The following is an 18634-nucleotide window of genomic DNA, read 5'->3' as shown; positions in this document are numbered from 1 at the left end:
CCTTATTGGTTATGTTTTAAGTATTCTTTTAGATTTCAAAATAGGGGAAATATTCTCATAATTTCAACTTAAAAAAGTAATTAATCCATAGTGCATTTTGTACTTTTGTGTTTCAATAAAAATAAAAATATGAGTCAAGACGTAAGAGCCTTAGAGCCTAAAGCATTGTGGAATAAATTTGCCGATTTAAACGCTGTACCAAGACCTTCTAAAAAAGAAGAGCGCGTTATAAAATTTATGAAAGATTTTGGAGCTAAGCTAGGTTTAGAAACTATAGAAGACGAAGTAGGAAACGTAATCATCAAAAAGCCAGCAACAGCAGGTATGGAAGACCGTGTAACTATTGTAATGCAATCGCATTTAGATATGGTACATCAAAAAAATAACGATACGGTTTTTGATTTTGATACACAAGGTATCGATATGTATGTAGATGGTGATTGGGTAAAAGCAAAAGGAACAACACTTGGTGCAGATAACGGTTTAGGTGTTGCCACCATTATGGCTATTTTAGAAAGTACAGATATACCACATCCAGCAATAGAAGCTTTATTTACCATTGATGAAGAAACTGGTATGACTGGCGCAATGGGATTAAAAGGCGGATTATTAACTGGTGATATTTTATTGAATTTAGACACCGAAGAAGATGACGAAATTGGTGTTGGTTGTGCTGGTGGTGTAGATGTTACTGCAAGACGTTCTTATGATGAAGAAGAAACACCAGAATTTAAAACCGGTTATAAAATTGAGGTAAAAGGATTGCAAGGTGGACATTCAGGAATGCAAATACACGAAGGTTTAGGTAACGCTAATAAAATTATGAACCGTGTGTTATTTGACGGTTTTGAAAACTTTGGTTTACGTATCTCTCAAATAGAAGGCGGAAGTTTACGTAACGCTATTCCACGCGAGAGTAAAGCAATTGTCGCTATAGATGCGATACACGAAGAAGCTTTTTTAGCTGAAATGAAAGAGCAAGCCAATACCATAAAAAAGGAACTTAAAACCATGGAGCCAGATTTAGAGATTTTAGTCACTAAAACTGAAACGCCAGAAAAAATTATGGATTTAGGTGTGCAAGAAGGAGTAACCAGAGCAATTTATGCGGCTTTAAATGGTGTATACCGTATGAGTGCAGATATACCAGAATTAGTAGAAACCTCTAACAATATAGCGCGAGTAACTATAAAAGATGGCGAAATAGAAATTGCGTGTTTAACACGTAGCTCTGTAGAGAGTTCTAAATTAGATTTAGCCAATACTTTACGCGCAACGTTTGAATTAACAGGTTGCGAAGTAGAGTTTTCTGGAGATTATCCAGGTTGGACACCAAATATGGACGCATCTATCTTAAAAGTGGTTACCAATGTTTACGAGCGTTTAAACAACGAAAAACCACACGTTGCAGCTTGCCATGCAGGATTAGAATGCGGTATTTTAGGACAAAATTACCCAGATATGGAGATGATTAGTTTTGGACCAAATATAAAAGGTGCACATAGTCCAGACGAGCGTGCACAAATTAGCTCTGCACAAAAATATTGGAAATTTGTGTTAGAAATTTTAAAAGACATCCCAAAGAAATAGGGAAGTAGATAATAATAAAAAAAAGCTCAGTTTTGCTGGGCTTTTTTTGTTTCGTTTAACGGTCTAGTATAAGAATAGTAGCGGATTTAGACGCACTAACTTTTCGGTTAAATACAGACCTTTTTTATACTTACTTGCTTTTGTTTTAGCGATTAAACCGCTATTATTTTTATACATTGTTGGCAATAGTACTATTTTATTTTAAGTGAGATTTTATAAATTTTACTTAAGCCATTGTTACTTTCATTAATATATTTTTTAAAATCTGAAATAGTTTCGAAATTTCTTGGATAAATATTATTTCTTTTGCTTGTGAAATATAATATTTGGTTTTGCTCATCATAAAATGGGCAATATTCCATATATTTTGTGTTTACAGGAATTCCTAGGTTTATGGCCTTTTTCCAGTTTCCATTTGTATCCTTTTTCGAGATATATAAATCCCCACTTCCTTGACCATCTTTTTCATTATATTTCGAATAAATTATAAAATCTTCGTTTTCAGAAATAAAAGCATTAAACTCATAGCCGGCACTGTTTATATTTTCATCTAATAAAACAGGTTTTAAATACTTATCACCTTTCAATTCACAATAATAAATATCATCTTTTCCAAAACCATCAGGTGATACCATTGTAAAATATATGTTCCCATTTTTACTGACAGTAGGATAAAACTCATCTAATTCTGAATTAATTGGTTTCCCGACGTTTTTGGGTTTTGACCACACTTCATTATTGTTACCTCTTTCAACATACCAAATATCAAAATCCTTTTTTTCATTAATAGAATCATTTAATGGTCTATTAGAGACAAAAAATAGTCGATTATTATCAAAAGACAAAAAGGGCTCTAAATACATATATGAATCACAAAAAGGCAATAATTCTGGTTGAGACCATCCTGTTTTATTCTTTTTAATATAAGCAAGTTGTGAAATTTCCTGATTAGGGCTTTGTACAGTAAAGAATGCTTCTTTTCCATCTTTTGAAATACAAAAATCTCTTACATTAAGAAATTGATTTAGTGCTTTATCAAATTGAGTAATATCAGATTCACTCTGAGCTGATAATAAATTTGAAATAAGAATTAACGAAATTACTAATCTGATTTTTTTCATTATTGAAGTTTTTTTTAACGTATTATTGCCAACGTTAAGATAAAGCAAGTTTCCAATTCGCGTTATCGATTGTTAAACGAAGTTAGTGTTTTAATGTAAGAAAATCAATACGTAGGTCTACATATATTTATAAAAAAACCACCTAAAAAGGTGGTTTTGTATTTATGTTTTAGAGGTATTTATTTAATACCAACAATTTCTAAATCAAATACTAAATTAGCATTTGGTGGTATACGTGGCGCACGTCCGTTTGGTCCGTAACCTAAATAACTTGGTACAAAAATACGGGCTTTATCGCCAATGTTCATTTTTAGCATAGCTTCTCTAAAACCTGGTACAAGCGTAGCAGACTCGTTATAAATCATAGGGAAAGGCTCATATGCACCAGCTTTATCTGCTTGTTCGTTATAGGTGTTTGTAGCTTTTGCTACTTCTGCATCTGTGGTGTAAAATAAGTTTCCGTTTTCAAAGTAACCTGTACTTTGTATTAAGACATTATCGGTGCTTTTTGGTGTTACACCATCTTTGGCTTTATTTAAAATCATCACTAATCCAGTAGGCGACTCTATAACTTCACCTTCCATATCTTTATTTTTCTCGATAAAGGCTTTACCAGCTATTTTTGCTTGCTCTTTAATTTTTTCTTGCATAGCAGCTTGTTGTTCTTCTAAGCGTTGAGGTAATAAAGGCTCTTTTTCGGTAAATACTTTTGCAGCGTCAAATGCTTTTGCATCGGCACCTTTTCTTATAATATTTAACTCTTCAATAATAACAGGATCTACAGGTTTTGTTTGTACTGTTTTTACATTAGATATGGTGTCTTGTACTTCTATTCCTTTTACTAATTCTCCAAACACTGCATGACAGCTTGTTCTTGGCATGTTACAGTTTTTAAAACTTCCGTCTGCATAAAAAGCATCAAGATTGGTTTTTGGTACTTCGGTAATAAAAAATTGGCTACCATTTGTGTTTAATCCACCAGAGTTAGCCATAGATAAAATACCTGCTTTATCGTGACTTAGACTTGTGTCAAACTCGCTATAAAATTTAAAACCTGCGCTTCCCATACCAGTTCCTGTTGGGTCGCCACCTTGTATCATAAATTTATCCATAACTCTATGAAAAGTAATACCGTTATAAAATGGTTTTCCTTTTAAAGAATCTGCTAATTTTGGATGTGTTCCTTCTGCAAGACCTACAAAGTTGGCAACAGTAACAGGTACTTTGTCGTAAAATAACTTAGCGACCATGGTTCCTTTGTTGGTTTTAAACTCGGCGTAAAGTCCGTCTGGTAAATCAGGATATTTGTCTTGACACGACATTGCCGAAAAGCTGACAATAAAAGCGATAAGTAAAAATTTCATTTGTTTTTTTATTAGGTTCATTGTTATTTGGTTTAGTCTTGATTTTTAGTGATTTTATTTACGGTTACTTGACACATAATTGGTGTGTTAATACCTATTTTGCGTTCGTCTCCATAATAACCATATGCTTTTTGCGAAGGGAATAAAAATGTAGCAGTTTCTCCTTCTTTTAGAAGTTTTAAACCTTCGCGAAGACCAGTAAAAATTTCTTCTTGATCCATAGCGTAGTTTTGCGTTTTTATTTCTTCTTTAGTGTAAATTACATCGCTATCTAAGGTTTTTACATTGTAATTGAAGTTAATTATATCGCCAAAACCTGGTGTTTGTAAACTGTCATTTTCAACTTTTGTATTGTAATAGTACCAAAAACCGTTTCCTGAATTTTTAAATTCTTTATCAGGTTGATTGGCTATTATGGTTTCTATTTTTTCAATTTCTTTTTGGTTTAAAGCTTTATTACGTGCAACAGATTGGTCTATAAAACTTCCAGAAGACACAGTAATTGGTTTGCGCGCTTCAGGACTTTTGCAAGCTGTAATAAGCAGTCCTAAAAAGATAAATATAAAATGATTAAGCTTCATTTAATGCCGATTTGTATTGTGGTAATATACTAATAAATTTTTCAACAGTTTCTTTAATTGGTAAATCACTTTTTCCGCCAGCAGCATTAGTATGTCCGCCACCTTCAAAATGAGATCTAGACATTAAATTTACAGAGAAATCTCCTTTAGATCGTAAAGAAATCTTTACGATATTTTGTTGTGCGTCTTCTATAAAAATAGCAGCTAAAACAATATTATTTAATGATAAAGCGTAATTTACAAATCCTTCTGTATCTCCTTTTTTATAATCGAATTTTTGAAGCTCTTTAAGAGTTAAAGTGATGTATGCAGCTCTATATTCTGGCAATACTTTTAGGTTGCTTAAAGCACAGCCTAAAAGTTGCAAACGGTTGTAACTATTAGTATCGTATACTTGATTATGAATAAAAGTATTTTGAGCACCTTTATCAATTAAATCTGCTATAACACGATGAGTCCTGCTTGTAGTTGAATTAAACCTAAAAGAACCAGTATCTGTCATTATTCCTAAATAAATAGCGGTTGCCATATTGCTATCTAAAAGGTCTAAATCTCCTAACATTTCAATAAAATTATAAATCATCTCGCAGGTAGAACTCATACTTACATCACTATATGTATACTTTGCGTACGGATCTGGTTGTTGATGATGATCTATCATAATTTTTAACGACTTATTTTCTGCAAGCGTATTTTCCATATCTCCAGCTCTATGGAAGGCATTAAAATCTAAAGTAAAAACAATATCTGCATTGTTTAACGCTTCTAAAGATTGACTGTTTTGTGAGTCAAACTTTAAAATTAAATCCTGACCAGGAACCCATTTTAAAAAATCAGGATAATCATTAGGTGTAATAACTGTTACAGAATGATTGATTTTTGTTAAATAATGAAATAAGGCTAAGCTAGATCCGATAGCGTCTCCGTCAGGGTTTTTATGAGTAACAATTACTATTTTTTTAGGTGAAGCTAATAGCGATTTAATATCTGAAATTTCATGTTTTGTCATAGCGTACGAATATACAATTTTTTAATAATTGAATTTGTTGTTTTTCTTAATAAATGCCTTACTTTTGCACAAAATTAACAAGCTAAATATAGCTGTGTTATAATAAGTTGAAATTAAACTAAAACAATAAAATGGCAACTAATAGAACATTTACAATGCTTAAGCCAGATGCTGTAGAAAAAGGACACATTGGCGCAATTTTAGAAAAAATTAATGCTTCAGGATTTAGAATCGTAGCAATGAAATTAACACACATGACTAAGCAAGATGCAGAAGCATTTTATGCTATACACAAAGAAAGACCTTTCTTTGGTGAGTTAGTAGAGTATATGACACGTGGTCCTATTGTAGCTGCTATTTTAGAAAAAGATAACGCAGTAGAAGACTTTAGAACTTTAATAGGTGCTACTAATCCAGCAGAAGCTGCAGAAGGAACTATTAGAAAAATGTACGCAGAATCTATAGGAGAAAATGCCGTACACGGTAGTGATAGTGATGAAAACGCAGCTATTGAAGGTGCTTTTCATTTTTCTGGAAGAGAAATGTTTTAAATAATAAAACATATATAACTAAAAAAGCCTTTCTAATTTAGAAAGGCTTTTTTTGTAATCGTTTAAATAGAAAATATATATTATACTACTTTTACATTTACTGCGTTCATACCTTTACGTCCTTCTTGTAGATCAAACTCTACTTCATCTCCTTCTCTAACTTCGTCAATTAGACCTGAGATGTGAACGAAATGGTCTTTGTTAGATCCTTCTTCAGTTATAAAACCATAACCTTTAGAATCATTGAAAAATTTTACTGTGCCTTGAGCCATTGTAATAAAAAAAATTTGTTAATAATGTGCCAAAGATAGAGTTTATAATATTAACTCAACGTTATTTTTAAAATTTTTCAAAAAAATAAAAAAAACGATAAAAATTTTTCAATTATCTGAGTACTATTTTATTAACTATATTTTTACCTAGCTCTTCATTAATAAGATTTATGATTTTTTCTTTTCCGTAGCTTAGTTCTTCTCTTAAGGCACTAGAGCTTAATTGTATATATAGTGTGTCTCTTTTTAATTGAATATTTGTTGTGTAGTTGTTAATACCATTACCCATAAGTTTTATCCAGGCTTCTCTAACTTGTACTTTGTCTAAACCAGTTTCTAGCTTATTTTCTGTAACAAATTCTTTTAAGACATCTTGTAGGTTTAATATATCGTTATTTCGTTTGGCCATTATTGAATGTTTATTGGTGTGTAACGTTTATATAAATATACGTCTTTGCTTTGGTTTATTACTTTCATTTCATCTTTAGAAATATCTAAAATAGTTTCTTTCCAGTTATGGTATGGTGTTTTGTAATGTAAGTTAAAACTGTCGTTTTCTATTTTGAAAGTGAAAGTTTCTGAGTTTTTTGAAGTCTTAAAAGTACCATCAAACTCAGGTTTCATTTTTTTTCTAAATCCAGAAGAGTCTGATGTGATTTCTATATAATCAATAGTTTCGTTAACAGTATATTGTTTTTCTACTCCATTATTTAGTTTTACTTCTTTTATTTCCCAATAGCCTTCTAAATTATTAGTGAATTGTGTTTTGTCTTTAGAGCAACTAAAGATTGCTAAAATGAATATAAAGATTAATTTTTTCATTTTTAAAAAATTATAGTTTAAATATTTTATAACTTTGATGTACTTGTTTTACTACATTTTCTGTACGATCTGCATGTGTATCGCTTATAAAAATCTGACCAAAATTTTCGTCATCAACTAGCTTAATAATTTGAGCAACTCTAGTTTCGTCTAACTTATCAAAAATATCATCTAAAAGTAATATTGGATTACTACCACTTTCGGCTTTTATACTATCAAATTGTGCAAGTTTTAATGCAATTAAAAAAGATTTTTGCTGTCCTTGACTACCAAACTTTTTTATAGGATGATCATCAATATTAAATATTAAATCGTCTTTGTGTACACCAACACTTGTGTATTGTAAAGCTTTATCTTTATTTATGTTTTGGCGTAAAAGTGTATTTAAATCATCATCAAAAAGATGGCTTTTGTAATCTAAATCTATAGCTTCGTTATTATCGCTAATGGCTTTATAACGTTCTTTAAAAATAGGAACAAAAGATTTTAAAAATGCTTTACGTTTTTCAAAAATTTCTGTTCCATAAGTATTTAACTGTTCGTTATACACATCAATAGTGTCTTGGTTGTACGTATGGTTAGCAGCAAAATATTTTAATAACGAATTACGTTGCGCCAATACTTTATTGTAGTTTATTAAATGACTTAAGTAGTTTTTATCGTTTTGACTAATTACACTGTCAATAAATTTTCTTCTGGTATCGCTGCCCTCAATTATTAAATCTCTATCTGCTGGAGAAATAATTACAAGAGGTAAAAAGCCAATATGATCACTAAATTTATCATAAGCTTTTGTGTTACGCTTTATAACTTTTTTTTGTCCTTTTTTTAAGCTAACAACAATGTTTTCGGTTTTATTATCTTTATCATATTCGCCATTAATAACAAAAAAATCTTCATCATGTCTAATATTCTGTGAAGAGACCGGATTAAAATAGCTTTTACCAAAAGAAAGATGGTAGATAGCATCTAAAACATTAGTTTTTCCTACACCATTATTACCGACTAGGCAATTAATAGTAGTATCAAACTCAAAAGTTTTGGTGTCAAAATTCTTATAATTTAAAAGCGAAAGTGATTTTAAAATCATGGATATAATATAAAAAAAGTGTGCTAAATAGTGTTACCACAATAAGAAGTGCAAATTATTGAAAAATATCAAATAAATAGGCTTTTATTTATGAAGAAAAATTATATTTTTGTGCGCATTAATAAAACGAAGTATGGCAACGTATAAGAAAAGAGGATACAAACCTAAGACGAAAGTTGAAAAAGAAATAGAAGTAGAAGAAGAATCTACAACAGCAGAAGTATTTAATACTTTAGACGAGTCTGCAAACAAAGCAGAAGAGTTTGTAGAAAAAAATCAAAAAAACATCTTTATAGTAATTGGTGTTATAGCTGCTTTAGTTTTAGGGTACTTAGGTTACCAACAATTTGTAGCAAAACCAAAACAAGCAACTGCTATGAATGAGATGTACCAAGCAAAAAAGTATTTTAATGATGCTGTAACAGCTACAGCAAATAAAGACTCTTTATACAATTTAGCTTTAAGTGGAGGAGAAGGTAAGTTAGGATTAACAGATATCGTAGATCAATACAGTGGTACAGATGCTGGTAACTTAGCAAACTACTATGCAGGTATGGCATACTTAAATTTAAAAGACTACGAAAAAGCAATTGCTTACTTAGACGATTTTAAAAGTGAAGACGAAGCTTTAGCGCCAATGGCTAAAGGAGCAATAGGTGATGCGTTTATGCAATTAAACCAAGAAGAGCAGGCTTTAGACTATTATTTAAAAGCAGCTAACTTACGTCAAAACGAATTTACTACACCAACGTTTTTATATAAAGCAGGTGTAACAGCTTTAAATATGGGTAATACTTCTAAAGCATTAGACTTATTTAACAAAATTAAAGATAACTATCCAGATGCTCCTGAAGCTAAAAACTCAGAAGTATTTATAGGAAAAGCACAAGCGATGTCAAAATAAAATAATATGGCAACAACAGATTTATCAGCTTACGATAAAGCATCAATCCCAAACGGAAAGCAATTTCGGTTTGGGATTGTTGTTTCAGAATGGAACGATAATATAACCGAAGGTCTTTTAAAAGGAGCAAAAGACACACTTTTAGAACATGGTGTTATACCAGACAACATTGTAGTTTGGCATGTGCCAGGTAGCTATGAGCTAATTTACGGAAGTAAAAAAATGCAAGAACAACTGGTAGATGTTGTAATAGCAATTGGTAGCGTAATACAAGGCGAGACAAAGCATTTTGATTTTGTTTGTGATTCTGTATCACAAGGAATTAAAGATCTAAACGTACAGCACGAAACACCTGTAATTTTCTGTGTGCTTACAGATAATACTTTGCAACAAGCAATTGACCGTTCTGGCGGTAAACATGGTAATAAAGGTGTAGAAGCTGCTGTAGCTGCCTTAAAAATGGCACAATTAAGAGAGAACGCATAGATTTCTGTATATAGTATTGATTATTGAGTTTTCAGTATTTAGTGTGTAGTTAATGTTAGTTTATTTAATATTTCTAACAGCTAGCTATTCCTTTTTGTTAACAATTTTTAGCATTCTCTAACCAGCAATCTCTAGTATTTTCAGTAAATTTGAACTTACTAGTAATACCATTTAGCATTGTTTGGTCAAAGAAAAAATAAAACATTTACTTACAAATCTCGTTTTAATAAAGACAACGATTCTGCTTCTCAATTAAAAGAAAGTATGAAATCTAGTTGGAGAGAGGCAAGACCTTCTATTTCTGGAAGAAAAAAGAGTAATACCTTGTTCCTTTTAATAGGACTTTTAGTATTTATTGCTATCTTAATGTATTACTTAGACACAAAAATTAAATAATTATGGGACTTCTAACAAGACGAAAAAACAAAAAGTTTAGTTACACACCAAGATATTATAAAGGTGAAGGAAGCCCATATGAAATAAAACACAAATTTGACGATTTTAGAACAACGGTAGGTGATAACAAAAACATAAAACAAAAATTTAATAACGCAATAGACGAGTTAAAACATAACCCAGATCAAGCTGCAAATAGACGCATTTTGATAATTGTTGCAGTCTTAGTGTTTTTATTTTTATTGATTATTGGTTTTGACCTATCCATTTTCTTCCCAAATTAGAATATGGCAGATATCATTCAATTATTACCAGATCATGTTGCTAATCAAATTGCTGCAGGAGAAGTAGTACAACGTCCTGCATCTGTCGTAAAAGAGCTTTTAGAAAACGCAATTGATGCTGGAGCAACAACAATAAAATTAATTGTAAAAGATGCTGGTAAAACATTAATACAAGTTATCGATAACGGAAAAGGAATGAGTGCAACCGACGCTAGATTGAGTTTTGAGCGTCATGCTACATCAAAAATCCGAAATGCAGAAGACTTATTTCAATTAAACACAAAAGGGTTTCGTGGCGAAGCTTTAGCTAGTATCGCTGCAATTGCGCATGTTGAGCTAAAGACAAAACAGGAAGATGACGAGCTTGGTACTTGTATAGAAATTGAAGGTAGCGAAGTTAAAAATCAAGATGTAGTCGTAACACCAAAAGGAACATCGTTAGCTGTAAAAAACTTGTTTTTTAATATTCCTGCACGACGAAATTTTTTAAAATCTAATGCTGTCGAATTACGTCATGTTATAGACGAGTTTCATCGTGTGGCATTAGCACATCCTAGCATAACATTTTCTATGTTTCATAACGGAAGCGAAACATTTAATCTTCCTGAAAGCAATTATAGGCAGCGTATAGTTAATATTTTTGGGACTAAAACCAACGAAAAATTAGTACCTGTAGAAGAAGCTACAGAGGTACTAACCATTTCTGGATTTGTTGGTAAACCAGAATTTGCCAAGAAAAGTCGTAACGAGCAGTTTTTCTTTGTAAATAATCGTTTTATTAAAAGCGCCTATTTAAGTCACGCAATAAATTCAGCGTTTGAAGGTTTACTTAAAGATGGTGCACAACCAAGTTATTTTTTAAACTTAACGGTAAATCCGCAAACCATAGATATTAATATTCATCCAACAAAAACTGAGATTAAATTTGACGATGAGCATACATTGTACGCCATCTTAAGATCTGCAGTAAAGCATAGTTTGGGACAGTTTAATATTGCACCAGTTTTAGATTTTGAACGCGATGCAAATTTAGATACACCTTATAATTATCAACAAAAATCTGCACCTTCGGTTGAGGTAGATAGTAGTTTTAATCCCTTTAAAGATGAAGTTGTTACTAGCAAGTCGTCTTCATCTGCATCTTCATTTTCAACTTCGCCTTCATTTAAAAAAGATAGAGGAACAAGTTGGGAAAGTTTGTATGTTGGATTAGAATCTAAAGGCAATCAATCGGCTTCAAATTTTAACGAAGTAACTTTTGAAAGCGAACCAGAAACCGCTTCAATTTTTGAAAACGAAAATGAAGTAGAGCAGAAGCAAACTACCTATCAGCTTAATAATAAGTTTATAATAAGTACCATAAAATCGGGTATGTTGGTTATAGACCAGCATAAGGCACATCAACGTGTATTGTATGAAGAATACCTTCAAAATATAACTGTAAAAGAAGGTGTAAGTCAGCAGTTATTATTTCCGTTAGAATTACATTTTTCTAAGCAAGAAATTAAATTAATTCAACAACTACAAGAAGATTTAGAAGCTACAGGATTTGTATTTACACATGTTAAAGATGAAATTGTAGTGATTACTGGCGTGCCTGTAAATGTCCCAGAAAGTGAAGTATCTATAATCTTAGAGCAGCTAATAAGTGATGTAGAAAACGAAGTGCCAGACAGCCATTTTTCTGCAGCAGATTTATTAGCAAAATCTATGGCGAAAAGTTTAGCTATAAAAACAGGACAAACCTTAACAAATACAGAGCAAGAACACTTAGTAAACAGGCTGTTTGCTTGTAAAGAACCAAGTGTGTCACCGACCAATAAAACAACGTTTATTACGATGACTGTTGATGAACTTGAAAAGAAATTTATGTAAGTTATGATGAGAATTTCAGATACCGTAAAACACCTTATAATTATCAATGTAATTTTTTTCATTGGAACGGTTACTGTTGGTGGCGGAGAAGCTTTTTATGAATGGTTTGCGCTTCATTTTCCTGCAAGTGATAGTTTTAAACCTTGGCAAATAGTAACGCATATGTTCATGCACGGTAGTATTGGACATATCTTTTTTAATATGTTTGCGTTATGGATGTTTGGTTCTCCCGTAGAATATCGCTTAGGAAGAAATAAATTTTTGTTTATCTATTTTTCTGCAGGTTTAGGAGCTGCATTGTTTCAATTAGGTGGTGCATATTTTAATTATTTACCTGCTTACGAGCAGTTGATGGCTTCTGGAGTGACATCAGATCAGTTTTTTGACATGATGAATACAGGAAGAGTATACAACAATGTACCTCAAGAAATGATTACAGAATTACAATCTGCGTATAACTCATACAACAGTACAATGGTTGGTGCATCAGGTTGTATAATGGGAATTTTAGCAGCATTTGGTATGATGAATCCAAACGCAGAGCTAATGATGATTTTCTTACCAATTCCTATAAAAGCTAAATACTTTATTCCCGGGATAATTATCTTAGATGTAATATCTGCTGTTACAGGTCAATCATTTTTTAGTCCAAGTAATACCGCTTATTTAGCTCATGTTGGTGGTGCTTTAGTCGGATTTTTTATTATGTGGTATTGGAAGAAAAATCAATTCAATCAAAATCGTTGGGATAGATAAATGAGTCAAATAGATCAATTAAAATATAAATACGCTAGGCTTAATGTGCTAGAAAAAGTTATAGTCATTAATGTGATTATCTTTTTGCTTGCATTAATCTTAAATCCTATTGTTCCTAGTGTTTTTAAATGGTTAAGACTACAAAGCGACTTTTATGATGTATTATATAAACCGTGGACAATCTTTACTTATGGATTTGTGCATTTTGGTTTATTTCATATGATTTTTAATATGCTTTGGTTATACCTTTTAGGAAGAATATTTATGAACTTATTCAATCCTAAAATGGCGCTTAATATTTATTTTTTAGGAATAATTGTAGGTGGTTTAGCCTTTTTATTTGGTTATAATGTTTTTTCTAGTTTCTTTTCAGCAAATGCTTATCTAATTGGTGCTTCTGGTGGCGTTAGTGCGTTATTAATTTTTTTAAGCGCTTATTTACCCGATAAAAATATAAGATTTTTTACTTTCAATTTAAAATTATGGTGGATAGCTGTAGCATTTGTAGCTTTTGATATTATAGGTTTGTTTGGTAGTAACGCAGGTGGAAGTTTAGCACATTTAGGAGGAGCTTTATTAGGTTTTGTTTATGCAAAAAAATTAGAAAAAGGCAATGATATAGGTGCAGGTTTTGGTCGTTTTATGGATAATATAGCTAGTTGGTTTAAGCCAAATAATAAATCAAACTTAAAAACCGTTCATAAAAGGAAAAGTAAAGTAGCTGGTTATGATAAAAAAGAATTTAACGAGCTTAATACACAAAAAAAAATAGATACTATTCTAGATAAAATAAGTAAAAGTGGTTACGATAGTTTGACTAAAGAAGAGAAAGATTTTCTTTTTAGAGCAGGAAAATAACAACTAAAGTAACTGAGGAAATATGATATGAAAAAGTTGAAATTTTTTGAAAAAATCGTTTTTTTTCTCAATTCTATTGTGGCTTTTCTACTGTTGCTATCTTATATTTTACCTCATGTACCTCCAAAAACTTTTGCTACACTTTCTGTGCTAAGTTTAGGTGTTCCTTTTTTAATTTTGTTAAACGTATTATTTTTTGTGTATTGGTTGTTTAAAGTCAAAAAGCAACTCATACTTTCTTTACTTGTTATAGCTATTGGTTATCTATTATTTGGTTCCTTTTATAAGTTTTCAAACTCCGAAAAAAATATAGAAAGTAGTCTATCTGTGATGAATTATAATGTACGCCTATTTAATCTTTACGATTGGATAGCAGAAAAAGACATCCAAACTAAGCTGACTAATTTTGTGAAAAAAGAGCAACCAGATGTGTTGTGTATACAAGAGTTTCATCCACATCAATCTGTAGATTTATCTTTTTTTAAATATAAATTTGAAAAATTAGAGGGTAAAAAAACAAAATATGGTCAAGCTATTTTTTCTCAATATCCAATAATTAATTCAGGTTCGATTAATTTTCCTAATACTGCTAATAATGCCATTTTTGCAGACATTGTAAAAGATAAAGATACAATTAGAGTTTATAATGTACATTTTCAATCATTACGACTTAATACTAAAACAGAAAATTTAACTCAAGAAGAAGGAGAAAAAATTTTTAATGGTATAGGTGAAACTTTTAAAAAGCAACAAACTCAAGCCGAATTATTTTTAAAACATAAATCCAATTCTCCTTACAAAATGATTGTTTCTGGAGATTTTAATAACTCTGCTTTTTCTTATATATACAATCAAGTAAAAGGCGATTTAAAAGATACTTTTAAAGAGCAAGGTAATGGTTTTGGGCGCACTTACGATTTTAAGTTTTTCCCTTTAAGAATAGATTTTATTCTAGCAGACCAAAGTTTTGAAGTGGATAGTTTTAAGACTTTTGATGTAGAGTATTCTGATCATTATCCTATAATGACAAGATTAAGCTTAAAAGATAACTAAAGTAAACAGTCTACACTATCTGCCAAGATATGTATAACTAAGCCTAATCCAATTAAGCGTGTTTTTTTGGGGATTAGAAGTAGTATGTAAATAGCAATAGCATAATAGGAGTGAAGTGGATGAAAGTTAATGCTACATCTGTTAGGTGCAAAAATAGGCGTTGCTAATATATGGTCTAAATCTATTAGCATACCACAAATCATAATTAGATAAGCTCTTTTCCAATTTTTTTTATAGAAAAAAACAGCAACCACTAAAGGTAATATAAAGTGAATACCATAATGTATAATTGGTTTATACATGTGTAGGTAGTATTTGGTTCTCTAAATAAGTCAACGCATTTGTTCCTTCATTAAACAATAAGTCTATAATACTTAAATTATCTATATATCCACATTTATCAAAAAAGACTTGTCTATAGTTTTCAAAGTTGAAATTAGGCTCTTTTCTGGCGTTAACAAGCGATCTAAAATCTGTTAAATCGTCATGCTTTGTTTGATAACTTTCAGTATAAGTAATATCCATATCTAACTGAAGACAATCACTTACAACTTCAAAACATTTTAAATTAAAATCATAAATAAACTCATGTCTTTTCTCGAAAAGTGGAATAAATTCATCTTCATAATATTCAAAAAAAGGCGACGTGCGATAAGCAGCTTCAAGACTTTTCCAGTGTATTTGTTGCCATTTTTCGGTATTACTAATTTTTACATCCTTGTATAATTGTCTGTTTTTATGACTGTGAATTATAGGAATACTTAATTGTAATTTACCATTTGCACCATAAATGTAAGTACGATTACGGTACGTTTGTTTTTGAAAATTATCATGTTTTTCAAACACCAAATCTTCAGCTTTTGCAATAGCTACACATTGTGCAATGCTAGGAAAATATGTTGGATGAAGAAGTGCTTTCATTTGTTAATGCGTTTTTTGTACTTTTAAATTATGATTTATTTTTTAAAAACAATAAACAATTGGTTTAGAAATTTAATATTGCCAAACGTTGATAAACCGTTAAAAGACTATATAGGATCTGGTATGAATCGTGGTTTTAGGTCAAAAAAAGACCCTGTTGAGCAAATTGAAAAAAGGTTTGATGAACAAAAAAGTATGAACTAAACTTAAGCTGTTTTCTTCTTACGTTTTCTAAATTTATTAAAAGCAAAAATACCAGCTAATACCACTAAAAATGGAATAAAATACGATGTTGGTTTACCTTCGCCACCAACGGTAGTAAATAATCTATTCCAACGTATTTTGTCTAATCCTTTACCGTTGCTATCCCAACTCATCCAAACAAATACGGGTTTTCCAACCACGTGGTCAAATGGCACATAGCCCCACATTCTTGCATCCTGACTATTATGTCTGTTATCACCCATCATCCAATAATAATCTTGTTTAAAAGTATAGGTATTTGCAACTTCACCATTTATTATAATTTGATTTCCTTTTACATCTACAGTATTACCTTCATAAGCAGTAATTATGCGTTTGTAAAGCGGTAAAACCTCTAAATTTAAGTCGACTGTCTTTCCTGCTTGAGGAATGTAAATTGGACCAAATTCATCTTTATTCCAACTATATTCTGGCGTACGAGGGAAAATATCATTTTCCGGTTGTGTTGATAAATCTTTTTTAAGCGAAACTACATTAGGATTATTCTTAATTTTTGTAGCTAATTCTTCTGTAAGATTAATGTTTAATGCTTTATCAGAAAAATTAATTTTTAATTTATCATACATGTCTTGAGACACATTGCCTTTAAAAGCAACCATGTCGCCATCATCTGAAACCACAGTTAAGTTAATCCCATTTGCTTTGATGTATTGTTGAACTTTTTCATTCTCAAAAATTGATTTTTTAAGTTGAAATACTCTTGTGTACTCCGTAATTCCGTACTGGTCTAAAAATTCTTGAGAGACGTTATTCTTTAATATTACTGTATAAAAAAACTGAAGTTTAGCTCTGTCGGGTAATTCGTTTTTCTTTCCGTTAATGTAAACGTATCCTTCTTTGATAGATAAAGAGTCGCCAGGTAATCCCACACAACGTTTTACATAATTGGTCTTTTTGTCTACAGGTTTGTATCTAACTTCTCCGTAAGGATTATTAATATCTACCAGCGTATCTACGGGCCAGTTAAAAACAACAATATCGTTACGTTCTATCTCTTCTAAAGCTGGTAACCTAAAATATGGTAATTGTGGTTTTTTGATGTACGACGGAACTGTAGTTCCTGGAACAGCATCGTGTATCATTGGTACAGCAACTGTAGTTTGTGGTGTACGCGCGCCATAATTTACTTTACTAACAAATAAGAAATCACCAACCAATAAAGTTTTTTCTAAAGAAGAAGTTGGAATTACAAAAGGTTGAATAAAATAAGTGTGAACAATTGTAGCAGCAACAACTGCAAATAAAATAGAACTTACCCAATCACCAAGCTCGGTTAAAGGATGTAAGCTTCTATTTTCTCTGTATTTTAAATCTTTTGCCCCATAACTTAAATAGAAGTTGTAAAATCCTAATAAAATAATAGCTAAAAAAGTATCTTGAGTGCTGTTTTTGTTAAAGCTTCTTGCTGTTTCTACCCATACTACAGGAAATAAGATAAGATTAACTATTGGCAAAAATAAAAGGATTGTCCACCACCAAGGTCTGTTTATAATCTTCATTAAGATAACAGCATTGTAAACAGGTACAAATGCTTCCCATGCTTTTCTTCCTGCTTTTATATATAACTTCCAAGTAGCTAAACCATGTAAAAGTTGAATGATAAAGAAAAATATAATCCACTGAGTTCCACTCATAATAAAATATCTGATTTGTTAGTTTATCTTGTTTTACAAATGTTGTTAAATATATTAAAGTTACCCAATATTTAACACATCTTTCATAGTAAAAACACCTGTTTTGCCAATAATCCACTCGGCAGCGATAACAGCACCTAAAGCAAAACCTTGTCTGCTGTGTGCTTCGTGTTCAATTTTTATGGTGTCAATATCACTTTTATAAGTAATAATGTGTGTACCAGGAACATCAGGAATACGTTTTGCAGTTATTGGAAGTATGTTTTCTGTACTTTCATCTAATTTCCAATTAGAATATTGACTGTGATTTTTTATTACGTCTTCTGCTAAAGTTATAGCAGTACCACTTGGTGCGTCTAATTTTTTTGTATGATGAATTTCTTCGATGTCTACCTTATAATCTTCTAGTTTAGTCATCATTTTTGCTAAAATTTCATTAAGTTCAAAAAAGATATTTACACCTAAACTAAAGTTTGAAGCATATATAAATGCACCTTTATTTTTTTTGCAAAGCGAAACAGCGTCATTATATTTATCTAACCAACCTGTTGTACCTGAGATTACAGGCACATCATTATTTAGACAGTTTGAAATATTATTAAAAGCAGCATTAGGAATACTAAAATCTATAGCAACATCTGCTTCTTTAATATTGTAACCTGTATTACTACTTGTTTTTATTACAATATCGTGTCCTCGGCTTACGGCAATTTGCTCAATAGCTTGACCCATTCTACCATATCCTAATAATGCGATTTTCATTTTTTATGTATTTAAATGAAACTAAAGTTAGCTTCAATTTA

The 18634-nt window shown here is 31.1% G+C and carries 23 protein-coding genes; 11 read left to right on the top strand and 12 right to left on the bottom strand.

The features are described 5' to 3' along the window. The first annotated feature begins 129 nt into the window (after positions 1-129). Entirely contained in the window at positions 130-1590 is a 1461-nt protein-coding gene (locus tag H574_RS0111280; protein WP_027880684.1) for an aminoacyl-histidine dipeptidase, read from the top strand. Positions 1591-1781: 191 nt separating this feature from the next. On the opposite strand, the gene H574_RS0111275 is transcribed toward H574_RS0111280, so the two are convergent. The 4 genes from H574_RS0111275 to H574_RS0111260 form a co-directional block, all read right to left on the bottom strand. Next, on the bottom strand, positions 1782-2711 hold the full coding sequence (locus H574_RS0111275) for a TolB-like translocation protein (RefSeq protein ID WP_027880683.1): 930 nt from the start codon (positions 2709-2711) through the stop codon (positions 1782-1784). 179 nt (positions 2712-2890) lie between these two features. Continuing rightward, the gene (locus H574_RS0111270; RefSeq protein WP_027880682.1) at positions 2891-4075 is read right to left on the bottom strand and encodes a peptidylprolyl isomerase; all 1185 of its coding nucleotides are present in this window, start codon (positions 4073-4075) and stop codon (positions 2891-2893) included. A gap of 32 nt (positions 4076-4107) precedes the next feature. After that, positions 4108-4656, bottom strand: coding sequence for a gliding motility-associated peptidyl-prolyl isomerase GldI (gldI, locus tag H574_RS0111265; protein ID WP_027880681.1), 549 nt, complete (start codon positions 4654-4656; stop codon positions 4108-4110). After that, positions 4646-5665, bottom strand: coding sequence for a DHH family phosphoesterase (locus H574_RS0111260; protein ID WP_027880680.1), 1020 nt, complete (start codon positions 5663-5665; stop codon positions 4646-4648). The genes gldI and H574_RS0111260 overlap by 11 nt, the downstream gene beginning before the upstream one ends. Before the next feature lie 131 nt (positions 5666-5796). Between H574_RS0111260 and H574_RS0111255 the strand changes: the two genes are divergently transcribed. Further along, positions 5797-6216, top strand: coding sequence for a nucleoside-diphosphate kinase (locus tag H574_RS0111255; protein ID WP_027880679.1), 420 nt, complete (start codon positions 5797-5799; stop codon positions 6214-6216). 80 nt (positions 6217-6296) lie between these two features. Here the strand turns inward: H574_RS0111255 and H574_RS0111250 are convergent, their stop codons facing one another. The 4 genes from H574_RS0111250 to recF form a co-directional block, all read right to left on the bottom strand. Beyond that, a complete protein-coding gene (locus tag H574_RS0111250) occupies positions 6297-6488 on the bottom strand; it encodes a cold-shock protein (RefSeq protein WP_027880678.1) in 192 nt (63 codons plus the stop codon). 112 nt (positions 6489-6600) lie between these two features. Further along, positions 6601-6897 carry a DciA family protein gene (locus tag H574_RS0111245; RefSeq protein ID WP_027880677.1) on the bottom strand — a complete coding sequence of 99 codons (297 nt, stop codon included), beginning with the start codon at positions 6895-6897 and terminating at the stop codon, positions 6601-6603. After that, positions 6897-7310, bottom strand: a complete 414-nt coding sequence (locus tag H574_RS0111240; RefSeq protein WP_027880676.1) for a lipocalin-like domain-containing protein — start codon at positions 7308-7310, stop codon at positions 6897-6899. Before H574_RS0111240 ends, H574_RS0111245 begins: the two co-directional genes overlap by 1 nt. Positions 7311-7320: 10 nt before the next feature. After that, positions 7321-8400: a DNA replication/repair protein RecF gene (recF, locus tag H574_RS0111235; RefSeq protein ID WP_027880675.1), complete on the bottom strand. Its 1080-nt coding sequence runs from the start codon at positions 8398-8400 to the stop codon at positions 7321-7323. A 133-nt stretch (positions 8401-8533) separates the two neighbouring features. Between recF and H574_RS0111230 the strand changes: the two genes are divergently transcribed. From H574_RS0111230 to H574_RS0111195, 8 genes are all read left to right on the top strand, one after another. After that, positions 8534-9304: a tetratricopeptide repeat protein gene (locus tag H574_RS0111230; RefSeq protein WP_027880674.1), complete on the top strand. Its 771-nt coding sequence runs from the start codon at positions 8534-8536 to the stop codon at positions 9302-9304. Between the two features lie 6 nt (positions 9305-9310). Further along, entirely contained in the window at positions 9311-9790 is a 480-nt protein-coding gene (gene ribH, locus H574_RS0111225; protein WP_027880673.1) for a 6,7-dimethyl-8-ribityllumazine synthase, read from the top strand. Positions 9791-9967: 177 nt separating this feature from the next. Beyond that, complete coding sequence (locus H574_RS0111220) at positions 9968-10186, top strand: hypothetical protein (RefSeq protein ID WP_027880672.1); 219 nt, start codon at positions 9968-9970, stop codon at positions 10184-10186. Between the two features lie 2 nt (positions 10187-10188). Beyond that, positions 10189-10470, top strand: coding sequence for a hypothetical protein (locus tag H574_RS0111215; protein WP_027880671.1), 282 nt, complete (start codon positions 10189-10191; stop codon positions 10468-10470). Positions 10471-10473: 3 nt separating this feature from the next. Then, positions 10474-12345 carry a DNA mismatch repair endonuclease MutL gene (mutL, locus tag H574_RS0111210; RefSeq protein ID WP_027880670.1) on the top strand — a complete coding sequence of 624 codons (1872 nt, stop codon included), beginning with the start codon at positions 10474-10476 and terminating at the stop codon, positions 12343-12345. A 3-nt stretch (positions 12346-12348) separates the two neighbouring features. Continuing rightward, a complete protein-coding gene (locus H574_RS0111205) occupies positions 12349-13101 on the top strand; it encodes a rhomboid family intramembrane serine protease (RefSeq protein WP_027880669.1) in 753 nt (250 codons plus the stop codon). Continuing rightward, positions 13102-13959, top strand: coding sequence for a rhomboid family intramembrane serine protease (locus H574_RS0111200; protein WP_027880668.1), 858 nt, complete (start codon positions 13102-13104; stop codon positions 13957-13959). A gap of 78 nt (positions 13960-14037) precedes the next feature. Beyond that, positions 14038-15012 (top strand): endonuclease/exonuclease/phosphatase family protein, encoded by a 975-nt coding sequence (locus H574_RS0111195; RefSeq protein ID WP_338101003.1) that lies wholly within the window; start codon positions 14038-14040, stop codon positions 15010-15012. Here the strand turns inward: H574_RS0111195 and H574_RS0111190 are convergent. Both H574_RS0111190 and H574_RS0111185 read right to left on the bottom strand, forming a co-directional pair. Continuing rightward, positions 15009-15314, bottom strand: coding sequence for a DUF6122 family protein (locus H574_RS0111190; RefSeq protein ID WP_027880666.1), 306 nt, complete (start codon positions 15312-15314; stop codon positions 15009-15011). The two genes, H574_RS0111195 and H574_RS0111190, sit on opposite strands and share 4 nt — an antisense overlap. Then, positions 15307-15933, bottom strand: a complete 627-nt coding sequence (locus tag H574_RS0111185; RefSeq protein ID WP_027880665.1) for a WbqC family protein — start codon at positions 15931-15933, stop codon at positions 15307-15309. Before H574_RS0111185 ends, H574_RS0111190 begins: the two co-directional genes overlap by 8 nt. Before the next feature lie 30 nt (positions 15934-15963). On the opposite strand from H574_RS0111185, the gene H574_RS14660 reads away from it, so the two are divergent. Further along, on the top strand, positions 15964-16137 hold the full coding sequence (locus tag H574_RS14660) for a hypothetical protein (protein ID WP_155912652.1): 174 nt from the start codon (positions 15964-15966) through the stop codon (positions 16135-16137). A gap of 2 nt (positions 16138-16139) precedes the next feature. Here H574_RS14660 and lepB read toward each other — a convergent pair whose 3' ends face one another. Continuing rightward, entirely contained in the window at positions 16140-17831 is a 1692-nt protein-coding gene (lepB, locus tag H574_RS0111175) for a signal peptidase I (RefSeq protein ID WP_027880664.1), read from the bottom strand. Between the two features lie 60 nt (positions 17832-17891). Beyond that, positions 17892-18593 carry a 4-hydroxy-tetrahydrodipicolinate reductase gene (dapB, locus tag H574_RS0111170; protein WP_027880663.1) on the bottom strand — a complete coding sequence of 234 codons (702 nt, stop codon included), beginning with the start codon at positions 18591-18593 and terminating at the stop codon, positions 17892-17894. Between the last annotated feature and the right edge of the window lie 41 nt (positions 18594-18634).

It is taken from the genome of Mesoflavibacter zeaxanthinifaciens DSM 18436, from assembly GCF_000422365.1.
Taxonomy (GTDB): Bacteria; Bacteroidota; Bacteroidia; order Flavobacteriales; family Flavobacteriaceae; genus Mesoflavibacter; species Mesoflavibacter zeaxanthinifaciens.
Note: the sequence above shows the minus strand (reverse complement) of the source record. Positions and strands in the feature narration are given on the sequence as shown.